The sequence below is a fragment of the Mesorhizobium sp. CNPSo 4688 genome (assembly GCF_057784295.1).
Genome location: NZ_JBWLUY010000001.1, coordinates 211,779 through 232,263, shown reverse-complemented (window position 1 = coordinate 232,263; position 20,485 = coordinate 211,779). Strand labels below are relative to the sequence as shown.

The 20,485-nt window shown below is 62.2% G+C and carries 23 protein-coding genes; 16 read left to right on the top strand and 7 right to left on the bottom strand.

From position 1 onward, the window contains the following. The first annotated feature begins 66 nt into the window (after positions 1–66). From AC04SH_RS01235 to AC04SH_RS01225, 3 genes are all read left to right on the top strand, one after another. Positions 67–504, top strand: a complete 438-nt coding sequence (locus tag AC04SH_RS01235; RefSeq protein ID WP_488573630.1) for a DUF1489 family protein — start codon at positions 67–69, stop codon at positions 502–504. 102 nt (positions 505–606) lie between these two features. After that, positions 607–1,338, top strand: a complete 732-nt coding sequence (locus AC04SH_RS01230; protein ID WP_488573629.1) for a VWA domain-containing protein — start codon at positions 607–609, stop codon at positions 1,336–1,338. Then, positions 1,338–2,036: a DnaJ domain-containing protein gene (locus tag AC04SH_RS01225; protein ID WP_488573628.1), complete on the top strand. Its 699-nt coding sequence runs from the start codon at positions 1,338–1,340 to the stop codon at positions 2,034–2,036. The genes AC04SH_RS01230 and AC04SH_RS01225 overlap by 1 nt, the downstream gene beginning before the upstream one ends. A 47-nt stretch (positions 2,037–2,083) precedes the next feature. Here the strand turns inward: AC04SH_RS01225 and AC04SH_RS01220 are convergent, their stop codons facing one another. Continuing rightward, on the bottom strand, positions 2,084–3,520 hold the full coding sequence (locus tag AC04SH_RS01220; protein WP_488573627.1) for an SPOR domain-containing protein: 1,437 nt from the start codon (positions 3,518–3,520) through the stop codon (positions 2,084–2,086). Between the two features lie 285 nt (positions 3,521–3,805). On the opposite strand from AC04SH_RS01220, the gene AC04SH_RS01215 reads away from it, so the two are divergent. The 3 genes from AC04SH_RS01215 (at position 3,806) to clpA (ending at position 7,227) form a co-directional block, all read left to right on the top strand. Then, the gene (locus AC04SH_RS01215; RefSeq protein WP_488573626.1) at positions 3,806–4,135 is read left to right on the top strand and encodes a phasin family protein; all 330 of its coding nucleotides are present in this window, start codon (positions 3,806–3,808) and stop codon (positions 4,133–4,135) included. A gap of 275 nt (positions 4,136–4,410) precedes the next feature. Continuing rightward, complete coding sequence (gene clpS, locus AC04SH_RS01210) at positions 4,411–4,737, top strand: ATP-dependent Clp protease adapter ClpS (RefSeq protein ID WP_023671012.1); 327 nt, start codon at positions 4,411–4,413, stop codon at positions 4,735–4,737. 6 nt (positions 4,738–4,743) lie between these two features. Continuing rightward, positions 4,744–7,227 carry an ATP-dependent Clp protease ATP-binding subunit ClpA gene (gene clpA / locus AC04SH_RS01205; RefSeq protein WP_477232615.1) on the top strand — a complete coding sequence of 828 codons (2,484 nt, stop codon included), beginning with the start codon at positions 4,744–4,746 and terminating at the stop codon, positions 7,225–7,227. A 98-nt stretch (positions 7,228–7,325) separates the two neighbouring features. Here the strand turns inward: clpA and AC04SH_RS01200 are convergent, their stop codons facing one another. From AC04SH_RS01200 to AC04SH_RS01180, 5 genes are all read right to left on the bottom strand, one after another. Further along, positions 7,326–8,393, bottom strand: coding sequence for a phosphatase PAP2 family protein (locus AC04SH_RS01200; RefSeq protein ID WP_488573625.1), 1,068 nt, complete (start codon positions 8,391–8,393; stop codon positions 7,326–7,328). Positions 8,394–8,538: 145 nt separating this feature from the next. Beyond that, positions 8,539–8,970: an HIT family protein gene (locus AC04SH_RS01195; RefSeq protein WP_488573624.1), complete on the bottom strand. Its 432-nt coding sequence runs from the start codon at positions 8,968–8,970 to the stop codon at positions 8,539–8,541. Between the two features lie 111 nt (positions 8,971–9,081). Beyond that, the gene (locus tag AC04SH_RS01190) at positions 9,082–10,296 is read right to left on the bottom strand and encodes a GNAT family N-acetyltransferase (RefSeq protein ID WP_488573623.1); all 1,215 of its coding nucleotides are present in this window, start codon (positions 10,294–10,296) and stop codon (positions 9,082–9,084) included. A 55-nt stretch (positions 10,297–10,351) separates the two neighbouring features. Further along, entirely contained in the window at positions 10,352–11,080 is a 729-nt protein-coding gene (locus AC04SH_RS01185) for a glycerophosphodiester phosphodiesterase (RefSeq protein ID WP_488573889.1), read from the bottom strand. Between the two features lie 14 nt (positions 11,081–11,094). Further along, positions 11,095–11,559 carry a RidA family protein gene (locus AC04SH_RS01180; RefSeq protein WP_488573622.1) on the bottom strand — a complete coding sequence of 155 codons (465 nt, stop codon included), beginning with the start codon at positions 11,557–11,559 and terminating at the stop codon, positions 11,095–11,097. Positions 11,560–11,697: 138 nt separating this feature from the next. On the opposite strand from AC04SH_RS01180, the gene AC04SH_RS01175 reads away from it, so the two are divergent. The 5 genes from AC04SH_RS01175 (at position 11,698) to tsf (ending at position 15,445) form a co-directional block, all read left to right on the top strand. Next, positions 11,698–12,528: a cell envelope integrity EipB family protein gene (locus AC04SH_RS01175; RefSeq protein WP_488573621.1), complete on the top strand. Its 831-nt coding sequence runs from the start codon at positions 11,698–11,700 to the stop codon at positions 12,526–12,528. Positions 12,529–12,571: 43 nt separating this feature from the next. Further along, positions 12,572–12,850: a DUF4031 domain-containing protein gene (locus AC04SH_RS01170; RefSeq protein WP_112561631.1), complete on the top strand. Its 279-nt coding sequence runs from the start codon at positions 12,572–12,574 to the stop codon at positions 12,848–12,850. Continuing rightward, a complete protein-coding gene (locus AC04SH_RS01165; protein WP_488573620.1) occupies positions 12,847–13,458 on the top strand; it encodes a LysE family translocator in 612 nt (203 codons plus the stop codon). The genes AC04SH_RS01170 and AC04SH_RS01165 overlap by 4 nt, the downstream gene beginning before the upstream one ends. Positions 13,459–13,634: 176 nt before the next feature. Continuing rightward, positions 13,635–14,417: a 30S ribosomal protein S2 gene (gene rpsB / locus AC04SH_RS01160; protein ID WP_142865747.1), complete on the top strand. Its 783-nt coding sequence runs from the start codon at positions 13,635–13,637 to the stop codon at positions 14,415–14,417. Positions 14,418–14,524: 107 nt separating this feature from the next. After that, on the top strand, positions 14,525–15,445 hold the full coding sequence (tsf, locus tag AC04SH_RS01155) for a translation elongation factor Ts (RefSeq protein WP_488573619.1): 921 nt from the start codon (positions 14,525–14,527) through the stop codon (positions 15,443–15,445). A gap of 36 nt (positions 15,446–15,481) precedes the next feature. Here the strand turns inward: tsf and AC04SH_RS01150 are convergent, their stop codons facing one another. Next, a complete protein-coding gene (locus AC04SH_RS01150; protein WP_488573618.1) occupies positions 15,482–16,408 on the bottom strand; it encodes a LysR family transcriptional regulator in 927 nt (308 codons plus the stop codon). A 115-nt stretch (positions 16,409–16,523) separates the two neighbouring features. On the opposite strand from AC04SH_RS01150, the gene AC04SH_RS01145 reads away from it, so the two are divergent. From AC04SH_RS01145 to AC04SH_RS01125, 5 genes are all read left to right on the top strand, one after another. Beyond that, positions 16,524–17,051, top strand: a complete 528-nt coding sequence (locus AC04SH_RS01145; protein WP_488573617.1) for a nuclear transport factor 2 family protein — start codon at positions 16,524–16,526, stop codon at positions 17,049–17,051. Positions 17,052–17,087: 36 nt separating this feature from the next. Continuing rightward, positions 17,088–18,197 carry an aldo/keto reductase gene (locus AC04SH_RS01140; RefSeq protein ID WP_488573616.1) on the top strand — a complete coding sequence of 370 codons (1,110 nt, stop codon included), beginning with the start codon at positions 17,088–17,090 and terminating at the stop codon, positions 18,195–18,197. Positions 18,198–18,348: 151 nt separating this feature from the next. Continuing rightward, positions 18,349–19,071, top strand: coding sequence for a UMP kinase (pyrH, locus tag AC04SH_RS01135; RefSeq protein ID WP_023671026.1), 723 nt, complete (start codon positions 18,349–18,351; stop codon positions 19,069–19,071). Between the two features lie 98 nt (positions 19,072–19,169). Continuing rightward, positions 19,170–19,724, top strand: coding sequence for a ribosome recycling factor (gene frr, locus AC04SH_RS01130; RefSeq protein WP_112561637.1), 555 nt, complete (start codon positions 19,170–19,172; stop codon positions 19,722–19,724). After that, the gene (locus AC04SH_RS01125) at positions 19,705–20,478 is read left to right on the top strand and encodes an isoprenyl transferase (protein ID WP_488573888.1); all 774 of its coding nucleotides are present in this window, start codon (positions 19,705–19,707) and stop codon (positions 20,476–20,478) included. The genes frr and AC04SH_RS01125 overlap by 20 nt, the downstream gene beginning before the upstream one ends. Positions 20,479–20,485: the final 7 nt, after the last annotated feature.

The window sequence follows — 20,485 nt, the reverse complement described above, 5'->3', positions numbered from 1 at the left end:
GCTGGCACTGTGGAGAAGTCGGGCAGAGCCGTTGACGCAACCGCACGCCGGACTAAACCTTAAGCGATGGCACTCAATCTCCTAAAACTGTGCGTCGGTTGCGACAGCGTCGAGGATCTCGAAGAGTGGATCGCCTTCCGTCTCGATGAGCGGCGCCGCGCCGGCGAACAGGCCGAACACTGGCACACGACCCGCATGGTGCCGACACGTGGCGCCGAGGTCACCGATGGCGGCTCGCTCTATTGGGTGATCAAGGGCAGCGTTCAGTGCCGCCAGCTGATCACTGATATCAGGCCCTTCACCGACGATGAAGGCATCGGCCGTTGCCGTTTGATGCTCGACCCGGAGGTCGTGCGCACCGACTGGCAGCCGCGCCGCGCCTTCCAGGGCTGGCGCTACCTGAAACCGTCGGATGCGCCGGCCGACATCGGCAAGGGCAAGGCCGGAATGGTCGAGATGCCGCCGAAATTGAAGCGCGAGCTCGCCGATCTCGGTCTGCTCTAGCGCCTGGGCCGGGCGTCCTGCCCACTGTGCGATCGCTGGCCCTTTATCCTGTCCGAGACTGGACTTGCAAGCGGCCCGGCAACGCGCCACATCTTGCTTCTTATGAGCGACAAGAAGCAGCCAGTGCCCGCAAAGGCCAGTTCGGCGCCGGTCAAGCCTCAATCCAATGCCGGCGAGATCGACGCCTTTATCCGTCAGGCGCGGTCGCTTGTCGCGTCCGCGACCGGCTCCGGGCGGCTGATCCTGGCGCTCGACGCGACGATGAGCCGCCAGCCGACCTGGGATCTCGCCACCAAGCTGCAAGGCGAAATGTTCGATGCCGCCGGCAAGGCCGGAACCCTCAGCGTCCAACTTGCCTATTTTCGCGGGCTGGGCGAATGCCGGTCATCGGCCTTCGTTGCCGACACCGATGCACTGAAGACGTTGATGACGCGCATCGTGTGCCGTAGCGGCACCACCCAAATCGGCAAGGTCCTCACCCATGCGCTGAAGGAGACGGCGAAGGCGAAGGTCAATGCGCTGGTCTATATCGGCGACGCCATGGAAGAGAATATCGACGACCTGGCGCAGAAGGCCGGCAGCCTGGGCCTGCACGGCGTTCCCGTCTTCGTCTTCCAGGAAGGTCATGATTCCGGCGCAGAAAAGGCGTTCAAGGAGATCGCGCGGCTGTCCAAAGGGGCCTGGTTCCGGTTCGACCGGCGGGCTGCCGCGACCCTGGCCGGACTGCTTTCAGCCGTCGCCGTCTATGCGACCGGCGGATTGAAGGCGCTCGAGGCAAGGGACCGGCCGGGAGACCGGCTGCTAATCGAGCATCTGCGGGGCGGCGGGAATTGATGGGCGCAATCATTGCACTTGTTGCACTGTTTCTGGTGCTGCTTGGCGCGGCGACGATCTTCGTCCGCGCCGATGCGCAAAAACTGGCTAGCGGCATGCGCACGCTCGGACCGGTCCTTCTGGCGCTGTTTGGCCTCGCCGTGCTGGTGGTCGGCCGCGAAGGCATTGCCGGCCTCATCCTGGCCGTGGCCCTTGCCTGGTATGGTTCGGTGCGGATGAAGCGGCCCACGATCAGGCCGGCGCCCGGCAAGCGCTCGACGGTGCGCACAGCAGCGCTGGAGATGGAACTTGATCACGATACGGGCGGGCTTGAAGGCTTGGTTCTGGCGGGTCGCCATGAAGGCAAGATGTTGGGCGCGATGGGCCTGCCCGAACTGCAGCAGCTTTATCGCGAGCTCCCCGGTGACCCGGAGAGCCGTCAGTTGCTAGAGACGTATCTTGACGGCCGTTTTCCCGTCTGGCGCAAAGACGCTGAGACGAACGGTGGCGAAGGGCTGGGTGTTGCGCCAGGTGCGGGCGCCATGACTAAGGAGGAGGCCTACAAGGTCCTTGGTCTTGAAGCGGGGGCCGCCGCGGCGGATGTCCGCAAGGCGCACCGCCGCCTGATGCAGCGCCTGCACCCCGACATCGGCGGCACGTCTTTCCTGGCGGCGCGGATCAATGAAGCCAAGGACGTCTTGCTCTCCAATCACAATTAGTCTCCTTCGACGCAGTAAATTTCCGGGAGATGGTCCTCGACGCCGCCCTACTGTTGGACGGCGTAGCAGGTAATTTTCTTCTTCTTCAAAGCGTTGCAGGCATTCCAGGCCGCATCCTTCGAACCGAAACCGCCGAAGCGGGCGCGGTAATAGGTCTCGCCATCCTTGTCGAAAGCGACCGTAAAACCGGAGGCAGATGCAAGGATCTTCGGCGCCTGCTTGGCGGTCTTGTCGAGGAAAGCCTGGGCTTCGGACTGTTTGGGCGAAGACGCCACCTGGACCGCCCAACCGGACGGCACCGAGGCGGTGTTGACCGGATCGACCGCCGGAGGCGATGCTGGCGTGGGCTCGGCGTAGGCCGCGACCATTTGTGCCGTTTCGACCTTGGGCGCCGTCACGATGACGGTCTTGACCTTCCTGGTCTTGACGACGGGAGCGGGTTCTTCGACCGCGGCCACCGTCTGTTCGTCGGCAGACTGCTCGTCAGCAGTTGTCGGATCGTCATTGGACGCCACGGCATCGTCTTCCACCATCGGCTTGTCGTCGGGCGTCGGCGCGTCATGCTTGGGCAAGAAAGCCTTGGCCAGCGCCTTGATCGGATTGTCGCCGCCGGCTTTGGCGATCAGGGCGCCGCCGCCGCGGGTCGATGCGCGCGGCATGTAGGCGTTGATCAGCCCGGCCATCTGGTTGTCGCGGCTGCGGCCCGAGGTCCCGCCCATGACGACGGCAACGAGGCGGCGGTTGCCGTCCGAAACCGACGAGACGAGGTTGAAGCCGGAGGCGCGGGTATAGCCGGTCTTGATGCCGTCGACGCCCTTGATGCGGCCGAGCAGGCGGTTGTGGCCGTTGATGCGCTGCCGCCCGTACAGAAAAGAGCGCTGCGAGAAATAGCCGTAATACTGCGGGTAATGTTCCCGGAGCGCGATGCCGAGCATCGCCATGTCGTGGGCGGTGGTGAACTGACCGGGGTCGGGCAGGCCGTTGGCATTGCGAAACACGGTGCCGTCCATGCCGAGCTGCCGCGCCTTGGCCGTCATCATGCGGGCGAAATTGCTCTCGCTGCCGCCGAGCAGTTCGCCGAGCGCGGTCGCCGAATCATTGGCCGACTTGGTCACCATCGACAGGATGGCGGTCTCGACAGAAACCGCTCCGCCGGCCTTGACGCCGAGCTTGGTCGGGGGCTCGGCCGCCGCTTTTGCCGAAAACGGCACCGGCGTGTTCTTGCTGATTCGACCCTTCGCCATGGCTTCGAAGGTCAGATAGAGCGTCATCATCTTGGTTAGCGACGCCGGGTAGCGCCGGCCATTGGCATCGGACGAATAGAGCACCTTGCCGGTCTTGGCGTCGACGACGATCGCCGACGACCTGGCGGCCATCGACGATGCGGCATCCGCAACGACAAATGACATCGCCAAGGCGAGGATCATGATCGTTTTGAGGGAAGATGCGGATTTTGAACCGAAGACCGACAACGCCTGACGCACTGATAGTTCCTTTGAAACTCGTTGCCCTGGAGGCGGCAAAGGGATCCGACCTCACTTGCCGTCAAACTATCGCGGCCTGCGTTACCAATCCGTTTATGGTAACCGGCGCGTTCACCATTTTCCTCGGGCTTGAGGCTTTCTTTATTCGAATTTTAGTCGTTGCCGACGCAGCGCGGCCCCGACGCCGCGGAAATCTTGACTTTTGTGCAGCGCACAATATACTCTCCTGCATTGCACAACCGCGCTCAGGCAGGGGCGCTTTAAAAACGCCAAGGGAAACGTGAAATGACCCAGACCTATGAGGACTTCTCGAAATACGGCAAAGAGTTTGCCGACACCGGATTGAAGAGCTTCGCTTCGCTCTCCAAGGGCGCTCAGGCGATCGCCACCGAAGCTGGCGAGTACACCAAGAAGAGCTTCGAAGCCGGCAGCGCCGCTGTCGAAAAGCTGATCTCCGCCAAGTCGCTGGAAAAGGCGATCGAGATCCAGTCCGACTTCGCCAAGCAGAGCTATGAGAGCTTCATTGCCGAGGCGACCAAGTTCGGCGATCTCTATGCCGAGCTCGCCAAGGAGGCCTACAAGCCCTTCGAATCGATTGTCGCCAAAGCGAAGTAATTCGCTCCAAAATACCAGGCACGGCCTTTCGGGCTTGCAAAACAGACCCGGTCGCGGATGCGCGGCCGGGTTTTTTCATGCCGGTTTCAATTCCGGGGCTTTGGCGGTTCACGATTTTGAAAATCGCCTCGGTTTGCCCACCTAGCCATATTGTCAGCTAACAAGAAGGGCTTAAAATCGTCCATCGAACACCTACATGTCGAACTCGCATGGGGATTCGAAAGAGGCAGGATTACGTGACGATCGGTTTGACTGCTACGGCAAGCGTGGTGCGGATGCAAAGTGACGGCGACGGCAATGAGGCCGGTCGCGGCACGGCCGTCATTACGCGCACGAAAACCAAGACCAAGAAGCCCAGCCTTTATCGGGTCCTTATCCTCAACGACGACTACACGCCCATGGAGTTCGTGGTTCACGTCCTGGAGCGTTTTTTTCAAAAGGACCGCGAAGCCGCCACACGCATCATGCTTCATGTTCACAATCATGGAGTGGGCGAGTGCGGGGTCTATACATTCGAGGTGGCCGAGACCAAAGTGTCCCAGGTCATGGATTTCGCCCGACAGAATCAGCATCCGCTGCAATGCGTGATGGAGAAGAAGTGAGGTAACATGCCGGCTTTCTCCCAAGGCCTGGAAAAGGCGCTTCACCAGGCGCTGACGCTCGCCAATGAGCGGCACCATGAATATGCAACCCTTGAACATCTGCTGCTCGCACTCATCGACGACACCGAGGCGGCCGCCGTCATGCGCGCCTGCAACGTCGATCTCGACGAGCTGAAGCACACTGTCCTCACCTATATCGACACCGAGCTCGACAATCTCGTCACCGGTTACGATGAGGATTCCAAGCCGACCGCCGGCTTCCAGCGCGTCATCCAGCGCGCCGTGATCCACGTGCAGTCATCCGGCCGCGAGGAAGTGTCCGGCGCAAACGTGCTCGTCGCCATCTTTGCCGAGCGCGAGAGCCATGCCGCCTATTTCCTGCAGGAACAACAGATGACCCGCTACGACGCGGTCAACTACATCTCGCACGGCATCGCCAAGCGCCCGGGCGCATCGGAAACGCGCTCGCCGCGCGGCGCCGATGACGAGCAGGGCGGCCAGAACGGCGCCGAGCCGCAAGAGGAAGGCGGCAAGAAGAAGCAGCAGCAGGATGCGCTGACCGCTTATTGCGTCAACCTCAACAACAAGGCCAAGGCCGGCAAGATCGATCCGCTGATCGGCCGCGAGACCGAGATCAACCGCACCATCCAGGTGCTGTGCCGCCGCTCCAAGAACAACCCGCTCTATGTCGGCGACCCCGGCGTCGGCAAGACGGCAATCGCCGAAGGTCTGGCCAAGCGCATCGTCGAAGGCGATGTGCCGGAAGTGCTGCAGGACGCCACCATCTTCGCGCTCGACATGGGCACGCTTTTGGCCGGCACCCGCTATCGCGGCGATTTCGAAGAGCGGCTGAAGCAGGTCGTCAAGGAGCTCGAGGATTATCCGGGCGCCGTGCTGTTCATCGACGAAATCCACACCGTGATCGGTGCCGGCGCCACCTCGGGCGGCGCCATGGATGCGTCGAACCTGTTGAAGCCGGCGCTGTCTTCTGGTGCGATCCGTTGCATCGGCTCGACCACCTACAAGGAGTTCCGCCAGTTCTTCGAGAAGGACCGCGCTCTGGTGCGGCGCTTCCAGAAGATCGACGTCAACGAGCCGACCATCGAGGACGCCATCGAGATCATGAAGGGCCTCAAGCCCTATTATGAGGAGTTCCACAAGGTGAAGTTCACCAACGAGGCGATCAAGGCTTCGGTGGAACTGTCGGCGCGCTACATCAATGACCGCAAGCTGCCGGACAAGGCGATCGACGTGATCGACGAGACAGGCGCCTCGCAGATGCTGGTGCCGGAGGCCAAGCGCAAGAAGACGATCGGCATCAAGGAGATCGAAGCCACGATCGCCACCATGGCGCGCATCCCGCCGAAGACGGTTTCGGCCGACGACGAGAAGGTGCTGCAGGGTCTCGATATCGAGCTGAAGCGCGTCGTCTACGGTCAGGATACCGCGATCACCGCGCTGACCTCGGCGATCAAGTTGGCGCGTGCCGGCCTGCGCGAACCGGAAAAGCCGATCGGCTCTTACCTGTTCTCAGGCCCGACCGGCGTCGGCAAGACCGAAGTGGCCAAGCAACTCGCCGCCTCGCTCGGCGTCGAGCTGATCCGCTTCGACATGTCGGAATATATGGAGCGCCACACCGTTTCGCGGCTGATCGGCGCTCCTCCCGGCTATGTCGGCTTCGACCAGGGCGGCCTGTTGACCGACGGCGTCGACCAGCATCCGCACTGCGTGCTGCTGCTCGACGAGGTGGAGAAGGCGCATCCCGACCTGTTCAACATCCTGTTGCAGGTCATGGATCACGGCAAGCTGACCGACCACAACGGCAAGCAGATCGACTTCCGCAATGTCATTCTGATCATGACCACCAATGCGGGCGCATCCGATGCGCAGCGCGCGGCGATCGGTTTCGGGTCGACCAAGCGCGAAGGCGACGATGTCGAGGCGATCAACCGGCTGTTCACGCCGGAATTCCGCAACCGTCTCGATGCGATCATCCCGTTCGGCTCGCTGCCGGTGCCGGTCATCCATCAGGTGGTGCAGAAGTTCGTCATGCAGCTCGAGGCCCAGCTCTCCGAGCGTGGTGTCACCTTCGACCTGTCGCCGGACGCGATCGCCTGGCTCGCCGACAAGGGTTACGACGAGCGCATGGGTGCGCGGCCGCTCGGCCGGGTCATCCAGGAGCACATCAAGAAGCCGTTGGCCGACGAGGTGCTGTTCGGCAAGCTCAAGAAGGGCGGCACGGTGCGCGTCACCGTCGAGAAGAAGGAAACCGGCGAAACCGGCCTGAAGCTCGAATCGCTGGCCGACGAAGCCCCGGTGAAACCGAAGCAGGAGCCGGAAGAGGCGCCGAAAGCCCGCAAGGCGGTGGCCAAGAAGCCCGTCGCCAAGAAGGCGGTGGCGCAAAAGCCCAAGGGCAAGGACGAGCCTGAGCCTAAGGGCAAGGACGGCGGCAAGCGCAGTCTGGTGCCGCAACTGCCACGCAAGGGCTAAAAAGTTCGCCGATGAAAAGGCCCCGGTGACGGGGCCTTTTTTCATGGCTGGCCGTTTGCCGAAACAGCGCCCCTGCGTTCAGGTCAGATGCTGTGAGGTCAGGCGGCGACGCCGTCGGCTGCGAAGCGGGCCAGGAAATGACCGCACGCCTTCCAGATGGCAATCGAGATCAGCACGCTCGCATAGCCGTCGACAGCATAGTGCCAGCCAAGGACAACCGAGCCGACCATGATGATTGCGGCGAATGCCCACATCAACAGGCCAACCAACGGTGAGCGGCGTGCTGCGTAAAGAGCGAAAAGCACCGCCATCGCCACATGCATGGACGGGAAGGCGGATATGCCAAGACTGCCTGGGGTCGCCCCGATGTAGCCGCTCCACAACATGTCCTGCGTGCTCAGCGCCCAGATCGGATAGATGCGATCGGCAGCAGCGAGCGCTTGCACCAGGGGATGGTAGTCGCTGCCCAGCCCCAGTCGCTCGTAAAAGCACGGCCCTGCCGAAGACAGGCCCATTGCCAGGAAGAACCCCCCTAGTATCCATACGAGCATGAAGCTCATCAGGAACTGGTGGCGCAGCTTCGTGTCCTTGCGCGTGATGCAAGCGATGAAGACCGAGGCGATAAGGACGACGAACCAGGAATTGTAAGCCAGGTTGAACAGTCTTACGGCGAGCGGCGACTGGACGATAAACCATAGCCATTCATGGGGAGCTCGCCCCAAATGCAGCGCCCGGTCGGCCTGGGCCAATGCGTGGTCCCATGCGAATGGCGAAAGGATCGCGACCGCGCCTTTCAACACACCGAAAGCGGATATGAGCGCAATGCTCGCAGCCAGACCGTTGAGGCTGTTGGCGTTGCGCTCGGCGTTGCCGAAGAAGCCACTCATCGAACTCAGAAAAGTGCCGAGCGGTTCAGTATCCCGCTTGATGAGCGCAAGGTGAAAAAAACTGCCGAGCGCGAAGGCACAGCCGCCTATCCAGAAAGCGAAGAGAAGGTATAGGGCGTAGTCTTCCAGCACGCTGAAATCCGGCATGTTTCCGGTACGCAGGCCGACCGCGGCTGCCAAGAGCAAGGAAGCGATGGCCATCACATGCAGCAGCCGGTGTCGCCGGTATGCGTCCGCCAAAATGCTCAGAAAGACCCGCCCGGCAACTGCTTTTGCCAACGGTTCTGATGTCGCAACCGAATTTCCCACGATTTTTGAAAACCCAAACGCACCACGGTACGACAAGTTACCATGGCGTGGTTTGATACTTTCCTAACCGACGCGGTGGAATTTGCCTAAGCGCATCGTCTTGAGGACCCCGGCTTCAACCGTTCAGCACTGCCCGGATCTTGGCCGCGTTCTCAGCCAGCACTTCGGGCTTCTCCATCTGTCCCGTGTGCGGCTTGAGCGCGATGCCTTCGAACCGCGGGATGACATGGACATGCAGGTGATAGACGGACTGGCCAGAGGCCGGTTCGTTGAACTGCAGGACGGTGACGCCGTCGGCGCCGAATGCTTTTTTGACCGCCAGCGCCACCTGCTTAACGACCGTGAACAGTGGGCCGAGCGTGGACGGATCGGCATCGAGCAGATTGCGCGACGGCGCCTTCGGCACAACCAGCGTGTGCCCGAGCCCCTGCGGCATCACATCCATGAAGGCAACCACCGCGTCATCCTCGTAGACGCGGTGCGAGGGGATTTCGCCGCGCAGGATCTTTGCGAAGATATTGCTGGGGTCGTAGCTGGCTTCAGCCATGGCGGTGCTCCGGAATTGTGCCTCCCGGTGTAGCGAAGCCTCCCCAAACCGGCAAGTCAGTCAGGTGAGATCGGCGAGACCGGATCGAATGGCACCCGGGACGACAGACCGCTACTCTTCCAGATCCTTGCGGAAAGGCGTGTGCTCTTCCAGAATTTCGCCCATTCGCTCGACCTCGCGCCGCTCACGCCGGAGATAATCTGCCACCGCGTTGCGCAGGCCGGGATGCGCAATGTAATGCGCCGAATGCATGGTCACGGGACGGTAGCCGCGGGCCAGCTTGTGCTCACCCTGTGCACCCGCCTCAACCACCTTCAGCTTGCGCTCAATGGCGAAGTCGATGGCCTGATGGTAGCAGACCTCGAAATGCAGGAAGGGGTGGTCCTCGATGCAGCCCCAATTGCGCCCGTAGAGCGCATCGGAGCCGATGAAGTTGATGGCGCCGGCGATATAGCGGCCATTGCGTTTGGCCATCACCAGCACGATGTCGTCGGCTATCCGCTCGCCGATCAGCGAGAAGAACTTGCGGTTGAGATAGGGCCGGCCCCATTTGCGGCTGCCGGTGTCCATGTAGAAGGCAAAGAAATCGTCCCAGGCCTTTTCGGTCAGGTCCTTGCCAGTCAGCCGGTCGATCGAGATGTCGTTGGCGAGCGCCTCGCGGCGTTCCTTCTTCATCGCTTTGCGCTTGCGTGATGCCAGCGTGGCGAGGAAATCGTCATAGGTCGAAAAGCCTTCGTTGAAGAAATGGAACTGCTGGTCGGTGCGGTGCAGGAAGCCGGCTGCTTCGAGCGTTGCAACGTCGCTTTCCTGCGCGAAGGTGACGTGCGCTGAGGACACACCTAGCTTTTCCGTCACCGCCTTCAGGCCCGCCGCGAGACCGGCCTTCACAGTCGCGCTATCCTCGCCCCTGCTGACCAGCAGGCGAGGGCCGGTGACAGGGGAGAACGGCACGGCGCACTGCAATTTTGGATAGTAGCGGCCGCCGGCGCGCTCGAATGCATCCGACCAGCCATGGTCGAAGACATATTCGCCCTGGCTGTGCGATTTGAGATAGCAGGGCATCGCGCCCAACAATCTGCCTTGCGCATTTTCCAGCCTGAGGTGATGGCCCTGCCAGCCGGTGCGCCGCACGGCGCAGCCGGAATCCTCAAGCGCGCTCAGAAAAGCGTATGAAATCAGAGGGTTATAGCCGTTTTCTGTGCAACCGCGCGTGGTGCCGGCAAATCCGTTCCACTCATCGCAGGTGAAGGCATTAATTCCGGCGGCGATGCGGATGGAAAACTCCGCATTCGCCGTTTGTCCATCGCCTTCGTCACCCTGATCCATGAGACTTATTTAAGCTCTGTGCGGGCCGCTACAAGTCACGTTTGAGGCACTTGGCTCAAGCGACTTTGACCAGATCGGGTTCGAACCCTTCGAACGTCATCTGGTCGGCGTATTTGAAGGTGAGATCGACTGCCGGCTGGTCATGCACCGTCCAGGTGATGACAGGCATTTTCAGCTTTTCACGCACGAAGCTGACGAACGGGTTCGGCAAATCGCCCGCGGCATAGGAGGTGAAGGCGAGGTCGTGCGCTAGCATGGCGAAATGCGCCTCGATCAGCTGGTTGTCCCTTCCATAGGCCGTAAGCCCACCCGGAATGCCAGGCGCATCTTTGGGGAAGTCGCGGACCAGCCAATGATCGAACGACATGATTGCCGCCTTGCCCTTGTAGCGTTTGAGCATCTTGCCGACGCTGGCCACCAGCCCCTCGTCATAGCCGGGAACGCCCTTCAGTTCGACGACCAGCGGCACGCGGCCGTCGATAAGGTCGAGCACTTCCTGCAACGTCGGCACATGGTCCTTGGTGCCGCCGATCCTGAGCGCCGCCAGTTCCGCCGCCGAGCGTTGCCAGACGAAGCCGTCCTGGCCGGTCAGCCGCTTGAGGTCGCCGTCATGCATGATGACCGGAACACGGTCGGACGACAAATGCACGTCGCATTCGATCGCATAACCGCGCTCGGCGGCCGCAGCGAAGGCCGACAGCGTGTTCTCCCAGCGCGTCTTGTTCATGTCGTGAAAGCCGCGATGCGCCACGGGGCGGGCGGTCAGCCAGGAAAGGTCGGTCATGGTCGTGGCTCTGCTCATGCGACTTCGAAGACGGCTTCGATTTCCACTGCGGCATTAAGCGGCAGCGAGGCGGTGCCGACGGCAGAGCGGGCATGCTTGCCGCGTTCGCCAAGGACGGCGACCAGGAAATCGGACGCGCCGTTGGCGACCAGATGCTGCTCGACGAAATCCGGCATTGATGCGACGAAGACGGTGATCTTGACCAGACGCTGGATCTTTTCGAGATCGCCAAGCGCCGCTTTGGCCTGCGCCAAAATATTGATTGCGCAGTACTTTGCGCCTTCCTTGCCGGCTGCCGTGTCGACGTCGCGGCCGAGCAGGCCGCTTGCCTGCAGCTTGCCGTCCTTGAGTGGCAACTGCCCGGCGGTGAACAAGAGATTGCCAGACCTGCAATAGGGCACATAGTTCGCGGCGGGTGCTGCGGCGGCCGGTAACGTCACGCCGAGATCACTTAGCCGCTTTTCGATTGTTTCACTCATCGTATTTCCCTATTGCTTGGAGACGCCGCGTTGGCCGGGCCGAAATTGCTATTTTTGCCTCGCTTCCGCCACGACTTTTTTTAAGCTGGACCATCTTTCCCTGCGGCCTGCCACCAGCCGCGACGATCGGAGCCCCCTATGCGCGCAACGCGCCTTGCCTTCCACGCCGTTCTTGTCCCGGCGCTGTTCTCGATGGCTCCCGCCTTTGCCGTGCCGGCATTGCAGGCGCATCGCGCCGTCTACGATCTTACGCTCAGCAAGGCGTCGGACCGTTCGGGGATCACCGGCATCTCCGGCCGCATGGTCTATGAGTTCAATGGCTCGCCCTGCGAGGGCTATACGGTAAAATTCCGTTTCGTCACCCAGATCGTCACCGGCGATAACACCAGGCTGACCGACCAGCAGACGACCACGTTCGAGGATGCGGAAGGCAAGACCTTCTCGTTCGTGACCAAATCCTTCGTCGACCAGAATCTCGACAAGGAGGTCAAGGGCACCGCCACGAAAGAGACCAAGGGCCTCAAGGTTGACATCGACAAGCCCGAGAAGGACAGCCTCGAACTCGCCGCCACCCAGTTCCCGACCCAGCATCTTGTCGAACTGATCGGCAAGGCCGAGAAGGGCGAGAATTTCTACGAAACCAGCCTGTTCGACGGTTCGGAGGACGCCAACAAGGTGATGACCACCACCGTCATCGTCGGCAAGAAGACCGAGGGCGACAAGGCCGATCCCGAAGCGCCGGCGCTGGCCAAGCTTGCCGGCGACAAATACTGGCCGGTCGACATCGCCTATTTCGACGAGACCGACAAATCCGGCGAAGAGGTGCCGGAATACCGCATCAGCTTCAAGCTGCATGAGAACGGCATCACCCGCGACCTCACCATGGACTATGGCGAGTTCTCGATGACCGGCAAGCTGGTCAACCTGTCGCTGTTCTCCCAGACAAAGCCTTGCCCGGTCTCGAAATAACAACAATGCGGAGTTGGCAACGGCAGGCTTGATGGCGGTGCCAATGGCAGTCTATGTCGATGCGGCGATCTGGAAGTGGGCCGGTCATCGCTGGTGCCACCTGATGGCCGACGATACCGACGAGCTGCATCGTTTCGCCGCCGTGCTTGGCGTCAAGCGTTCGTCCTACCAGGGTCCGCCCAAGACATCGGCGCCGCACTATGACATAACCGGCTTCGAGCGCGACCGCGCGGTGCGGCTCGGCGCCATCGAATGCAGCCGCGAGGAGATCGTCGCGATCTTCCGGCGCGTGCGGGTACCCAACGGAAAGGGCCGATCGTGACTTTAACGGCATTCCTGGCCTACTGCCTTGCCATCACGCTTGCCGCTGCGACGCCGGGTCCGGCGATGTTCACGGTTATCACCAATGGCGTGTCGCGTGGCTTCCTGCGAGCCGTCGTCGCCGGCGTTGGCATCGCTGCCGGGGACGCGGTGTTGGTCACCCTGGCCCTGCTCGGACTGATGGCGCTGGCCCAGACTTTCGAATGGGTGTTTCTAGCCTTGAAATATGCCGGTGCGGCCTACCTGATCTTTCTCGGCCTCAAGATGTGGCGGGCCGCGGCCGCGCAATCGACCGCGCAGGGCCTGCCTCAAACCAGATTGTCGCGGTCGTTCCTGCTTGGCGCCTCCGTTGCGCTCGGCAACCCGAAGGCGATTTTGTTCCATGCTTCGATCATGCCGCTGATCCTCAACCTCGACACCATGACATTTGCCGATGGCCTGCTGGTGGTGGCCGTCGTCGTCAGCGTCAACATCCTCACCATGGGCACCTACGCCGCGCTGGCGGGCAGGGCATCCGGCTGGTTCAGGACGCCCAAACGCATGCGGCTGATGAACCGGTTCGCCGGTAGCGCCATGATCGGCACCGGAGCACTGATTGCCGCACGCTGAGCGGTAAAGCGCCTCACCGCTTGCGTTTGTAGCACTTCCCCTCTATATGCGCGCTCATTCCACACACGGACTTTGGTGTCTGCCCGGGAGAAATCCGGCTGAAACCTCCGGTGGCGTTCGAGGACAAAGTCCAAAAATGCCTGTGTCCGTGGAGGCTAACCGGAAAGGAACTAAGAATGGCACTGCCTGATTTCAGCATGCGCCAGCTTTTGGAAGCTGGCATTCACTTCGGCCACCAGACCCACCGCTGGAACCCGAAGATGGCGCCCTACATCTACGGCGCCCGCAACAACATCCACATCATCGACCTCTCGCAGACGGTGCCTTTGCTGCACCAGGCGCTGAAGCAGGTTTCGGACACCGTCGCCAAGGGCGGCCGCGTGCTGTTCGTCGGCACCAAGCGCCAGGCGTCGGACATCGTCGCTGACGCGGCGCAGCGTTCGGCTCAGTACTACGTCAACTCGCGTTGGCTCGGCGGCATGCTGACCAACTGGAAGACGATCTCGAATTCGATCCAGCGCCTGCGCAAGCTCGACGAGATGCTGGCTGGTGAGGCCCAGGGCCTGACCAAGAAGGAACGCCTGAACCTCGACCGCGAGCGCGAGAAGCTCGACAAGGCGCTCGGCGGCATCAAGGACATGGGCTCGACGCCCGACCTGATGTTCGTCATTGACACCAACAAGGAAGCGATTGCCATCCTCGAGGCCAAGCGCCTAGGCATCCCGGTCGTCGCCATCATCGATTCGAACTGCGATCCGGACAAGATCGACTTCCCGATCCCCGGCAATGACGACGCGGCGCGCGCCATCCAGCTCTATTGCGACCTGATCGCCAAGGCTGCCATCGACGGGATCGCTCGCCAGCAGGGCGCGCTCGGCGTCGACATCGGTGCCTCGGTCGAAGCTCCGGTCGAACCGGCGCTGGATCCGACCCCGGCGGCCGAGACCCCGGAAGCCTGATAGCGGAGGCCGGTCCGGCCTTCATCTTTCTAATATTTTGGCACGCTAAACGGACGCATCACCGAGTACCGGTGGTGCGTCGGTGCATTTAAAACAAAGAGGCGACAATGAGCATTTCGGCTGCACAGGTCAAAGAACTCCGCGACTTGACGGGCGCGGGCATGATGGACTGCAAGGCGGCGTTGACCGAGACCAACGGCAACATGGAAGAGGCCGTCGACTGGCTGCGCAAGAAGGGCATCTCCAAGGCCGACAAGAAGGCCGGCCGCACTGCGGCAGAGGGCCTGATCGGTGTCGACAATGGCGTGCGCGAGGCTGCTGTCGTCGAAGTCAATTCCGAAACCGACTTCGTCGCCCGCAACGCTGCTTTCCAGGAAATCGTCGCCAACGTTGCCAAGGTTGCACTCGCCTATGGCACGACCGAAGCCGTGGCTGCCGCAAAGTACCCGGGTTCGGACAAGTCCGTTGCTGACACCATTAAGGACGCTGTCGGCACGATCGGCGAGAACATGGGCTTCCGCCGCTCGGCCAAGCTGACCGTTCCGCACGGCGCTGTCGCGACCTATGTCCACAACGCGGTCGCCGACGGCCTTGGCAAGCTCGGCGTGCTGGTTGCGATCGAAACCACGGGCAATGAGCATGCCGCCAACGCCTTTGGCCGCCAGGTCGCCATGCATGTCGCCGCCACCAACCCAATGGCGCTGACGGCCGAGCAGATCGATCCGGCTGCGGTGGAACGCGAAAAGGCGATCTTCTCGGACCAGGCACGCCAGTCCGGCAAGCCGGAAGCGATCATCGAAAAGATGGTCGAGGGCCGCCTGCGCAAGTTCTACGAGGAAGTCGTGCTGCTGAAGCAGGCCTTTGTGCTCAATCCCGACATCACTGTCGAGAAGGCGCTGAAGGAGGCCGAGAAGGAAATCGGCGCTCCGGCCAAGATCTCCGCCTATCTGCGCTTTGCGCTGGGCGAAGGCATCGAAAAGGAAGAGACCGATTTCGCGGCGGAAGTCGCGGCTGCGGTGAAGAAATAATCCTTGGAAATAGCCCCTGCAAAGGGGCTTCTCAGCTCAGGCAACTCGGTCGGGTGTCCGCAAGGATGCCCGGCCGATTTCTTGTGCGGTATCGATGAAGGCCCTGAGCTTCGGCGCCATCGACGCCCGGCGCGGGAAGTAAAGGAAGAGGCCTGGCTCTTCGATTGCCGTCTGTGGCAGAATCTGCACCAGGCGGCCGGCGGCAAGATCCGCGCGCACCAGCGGCTCGAACACATAGGTCAGCCCGACGCCGGCAAGCGCAAGGTCGATCGCGGCGAGCGAATCCGTAACGATGACATTGCCCTTCGTCTCAACCACGACATCCTTGCCGTCTTCAATCAGGTCCCAGCGGTAGAGCGCGCCGGAGCGGACGAGCCGGTAGCCGATGCAGTTGTGATTGGCGAGATCGGCCACGCTGCGCGGGCGGCCATGCCGGCCGACATAGGCGGGAGAGGCGACGATGACGACCTTGAACGGTGGTGTCAGCCGGACCGTGACCATGTCCTGCGCGATCATCTCGCCCAGCCGGATGCCGGCATCGAAACCTTCGCCGACAATGTCGATGAGTCCCTGGTCGGTGAGCAATTCAACAGTCACATCCGGATAGCGCTCCGCCATCGCAGCGACCACAGGCGTGACGGCAAGCGGAATAGCGATGTTGGGGACGTTGAGCCTGAGCAGACCCGAGGGTCGGCCCTTGATGGCGCGGATGCGGTCCATCCGTTCGGCAATGTCCTGAAGGGCAGGGGCCGCCGTCTCCACCAGCGCCTTGCCGGCCTCCGTCAATGAAACGCTGCGCGTCGTGCGTGCAAACAACGGCTGACCGATGCGCTCCTCCACGAGGCGCACGGCATGGCTGACCGCGGATGGACTCATGCCGAGTTCAGCCGCGGCAAGCGCGAAGCCGCCTCGCCGGGCAACGGCAATGATCACAGGCAGATGGCTGAGCAGATCCCGATCCATTCATGCACGATATCGCATAGTACATGCAGATCATGCAACCTTATCGGGGCCAGCGTGGTGGGCCATATTGTCGCCAACACATCGGCGGCGGGCGGATGCACCGAGGAGAAGAAACATGAACGCCTTGAAACACGTTACCTTCGCAGCAGGCCTTGCCCTAGCGCCGGCTGATGCGGGCGGCGCCGAGCCGTCCGGCTGGCGCGCGCTCGCCGACGAACGTGCCGTCATCCGCATTGCCGACGCCATTGACCGTGCCGTCGATGCGCAGGACTGGAAGCTTGCCCGTTCCTATTTCGCCGACCGTGTCACTGTCGACTTCAGCAGCCTGTCGGGACAGCCCGCGGCCAACATCCCCTCCGACGATCTGATCGGTACCTGGGCCGGCAACCTCCGCGGCAGCAAGACCAGCCTGCATCTGCGCACCAACCACCAGGTGGTTCTCGAGGCGGATGCGGCCACTGTCTCTTCCAACGGCTATGCCTGGAACCGGATGGAAGGCAATGGCGAACCGCTGTGGGAAGTCTGGGGCACCTATGAGCATCATCTGGTCCGCTCCGGCGCCGGCTGGAAAGTCGACGGCTTCATTTTCCGCGCCACGCATGAGCGCGGCAATCCCTGGGTCAAGGCGACCCCCGGCCAGTAAGTCGGTGTCATTCAGATCAGCATCGGAAGAAACATCATGACCATGACCTATTACACGCTCGGCAACAGCGGCCTCCGCGTCAGCCGGCTGGCGCTGGGCACCATGACCTTCGGCACCGAATGGGGCTGGGGGGCGGACAGGGAAACGGCGCGCACAATGGTCGACGCCTATGTCGAGGCTGGCGGCAATTTCTTCGACACTGCCGATCTCTACACCGGCGGCACGAGCGAGACCTGGCTCGGCGAATTCATCGCCGAGCGCGGCTTGCGCGACAAGGCGGTGATCGCCACCAAATTCACCTTCAACGCGGACCCTGGCAATCCCAACGCCGGCGGCAATGGGCGCAAGAACATCTTGCGCGCCGTCGATGCTTCGCTGAAGCGGTTAGGCACCGACTATATCGACCTTTATCTCATGCACGTTTGGGACGGCCTGACGCCAGCCGAAGAGGTCATGCGCACGATGGATGATCTCGTGCGCGCCGGCAAAATTCGCCATGTCGGCCTGTCCGACGTGCCTGCCTGGTATGCTGCCCGCGCGCAAACGATCGCCGAATGGCGCGGCTACGAGCAGGTGTCGGCCCTGCAGCTCGAATATTCGCTGGCCGAGCGTTCGATCGAGCATGAGTTTGTGCCCTTCGGCACTCGCCATGGCGCCGGCATCATGGTGTGGAGCCCGCTGGCCAGCGGCCTGCTCAGCGGCAAATATCGACCGACGCACGATGGCAATGCCGGCCGGCTCGACGGCTTTCGCAACACCACCCATCCGGGGTTCCAGAAATTCACCGACCGCAACTGGGCGATCGTGGCGGAACTCGAAAAGGTCGCCGCCGAGCTCGGGCGCAGCATGCCCCAGGTCGCGCTCAACTGGGTGGCAACGCAGCCGGGCATCGCTACGGTGATCCTTGGCGCCACCAAACTGGCGCAGCTGCAGGACAATCTGGCGGCGCTGGATTTCACGATCCCCGCCGAGTTTCGCGTCCGGCTGGACACGGTCAGCAAGACGCCGCCACCGTTCCCGTATTCCTATTTCGGCTCCGAAATACAGGCCCGGGTTACCGGCGGCGCCGTGACCGGCGACAAGCCGCCTTCCTATGCGCCGCCGTTGCTGGTCGAAGGCGACGCCGTCAGCATCACCAGCAACTGACAGGCTGCGACGGAGGACGCGAATTGGGCGAGGGGCACCGCGTGACATCGCGGCGCCCTTCGTGTATCGGAACTCGGCATCGCGCCAGCGGCGGCGCCCGCGCGAGGGTGGCCTGTCCAGGCGCGCCACACGCAATAATGACGAGGTCCAGATGACGGCAAAGCCCCTCTATCGACGTGTCTTGCTGAAAGCGTCGGGCGAAGCGTTGATGGGCGAGCAGCATTTCGGCATCGACGTCTCGGTCGTCGACCGCATCGCCGCCGATATCGCCGAAGCCCGCGCGCTCGGCATCGAGGTTGGTGTCGTCATCGGCGGCGGCAACATCTTTCGCGGCGTGGCGGTGGCGTCCAAGGGTGGCGACCGCGTTACCGGCGACCATATGGGCATGCTTGCCACGGTCATCAACTCGCTGGCGCTGCGCACCTCGCTGAACAAGATCGGCGTCGATGCCGTCGTGCTGTCGGCGATCGCCATGCCCGAACTGTGCGAGAGTTTTTCCCAGCGCCAGGCCACCGCCTATATGAACCAGGGCAAGGTCGTTATTTTCGCCGGCGGTACCGGCAATCCGTTTTTCACCACCGATTCGGCCGCAGCCTTGCGCGCCGCCGAGATCGGCGCCGACGCTCTGTTCAAGGGCACCCAGGTCGACGGTGTTTATTCCGCCGATCCCAAGAAGGATCCTAATGCGACCCGCTTCGAGCGCATCAGCCACGCCGAAGTCATCAACAAGGGCCTTTCGATCATGGATACCGCCGCAATTGCACTTGCGCGCGAAAACAACATCCCGATAATCGTCTATTCGATCCACGAAAAAGGTGGTTTCGGCGATATTCTGAGGGGCGGCGGCCGTTGCACGATCGTCGCCGACGAGTGATCCGGAGTATACTCTCCGGAAAAGGGATCAGTTTTTCGAAAGCGGGCTGTTCGGGCCCTAAGCAGTGAACCCGGGTCAAACGGGTCGAGGAGACTAAGATGAGTGGTGAGTTCGACGACCTCAAGCGGCGCATGGATGGCGCGATCGCAGCCTTCAAGCACGACCTGGCTTCGCTGCGCACCGGCCGCGCCTCCAGCAATCTGCTCGACGCCATCCAGGTCCAGGCCTATGGCACCACCATGCCGATCAACCAGGTGGCGAACGTGTCGGTGCCGGAGCCGCGCATGATTTCGGTCTCAGTCTGGGATAAGTCGATGGTCGGCGCCGTCGACCGCGCTATCAGAGAATCCAATCTCGGCTTCAATCCGATCGTCGATGGCACCAATCTCAGGATTCCGCTGCCCGAGCTCAACGAGCAGCGCCGCAAGGAACTGGTCAAGATTTCGCACGGCTACGCCGAGAACGCCCGCGTTGCGGCGCGCCATGTCCGCCGCGACGGCATGGACTTCTTGAAGAAGGCGGAAAAGGACGGCGACATCAGCGAGGACGATCAGCGCAAGCGCTCCGATCAGGTCCAGAAGCTGACCGACGAAACGATCAGCACGATCGATCACCTGCTTTCCGATAAGGAAGCTGAAATTATGCAGGTTTAGGGTCGGCCCACACCGGCCCGAAAGCGAGACCATGGCAACGCCCGCGCATGTCGCGATCATCATGGATGGAAACGGACGCTGGGCCAAGGCGCGCGGCTTGCCGCGGCTTGCTGGCCATCGCGCCGGCGTCGAGGCGCTGCGCAAGACAGTGCGCGCTGCGCCCGGTCTCGGCATTTCCTTCCTGACCGTCTATGCCTTTTCGTCGGAAAACTGGTCGCGGCCCAAATCCGAAGTCAGCGACCTGATGGGGCTGTTGAAGCTGTTCATCCGCCGCGATCTGGCCGAACTGCACCAGAGCGGCGTGCGCGTCAGAATCATCGGCGACAGGGCAGGGCTGCAGCCGGACATCAGAGGCCTGCTCGAAGAGGCCGAATCGCTGACCGCCCGCAATGAAGCGCTGACGCTTATCATCGCCTTCAACTATGGCGGGCGCGACGAGATCGTGCGCACGGCGCGCAAGCTCGCAGCCGCTGTAGCGCGCGGCGAGATCGACGCAGAGGCGATCACGGCGGAATCTTTTGCCGGCGCCCTCGATACCGCGGGCATTCCCGACCCAGAGCTGGTCATCCGCACCAGCGGCGAGCTTCGGCTGTCGAACTTCCTTTTGTGGCAGGCAGCCTACAGCGAACTGGTCTTCCTGCCTTGCTACTGGCCCGATTTCAGCCGCGAACACCTGGCCGACGCACTGCGCGACTTCGCCGGTCGCGAGCGCCGCTTCGGCGGGCTCGCCGCCCAAGATGTCGCCGCCTCGTGACCGGCGG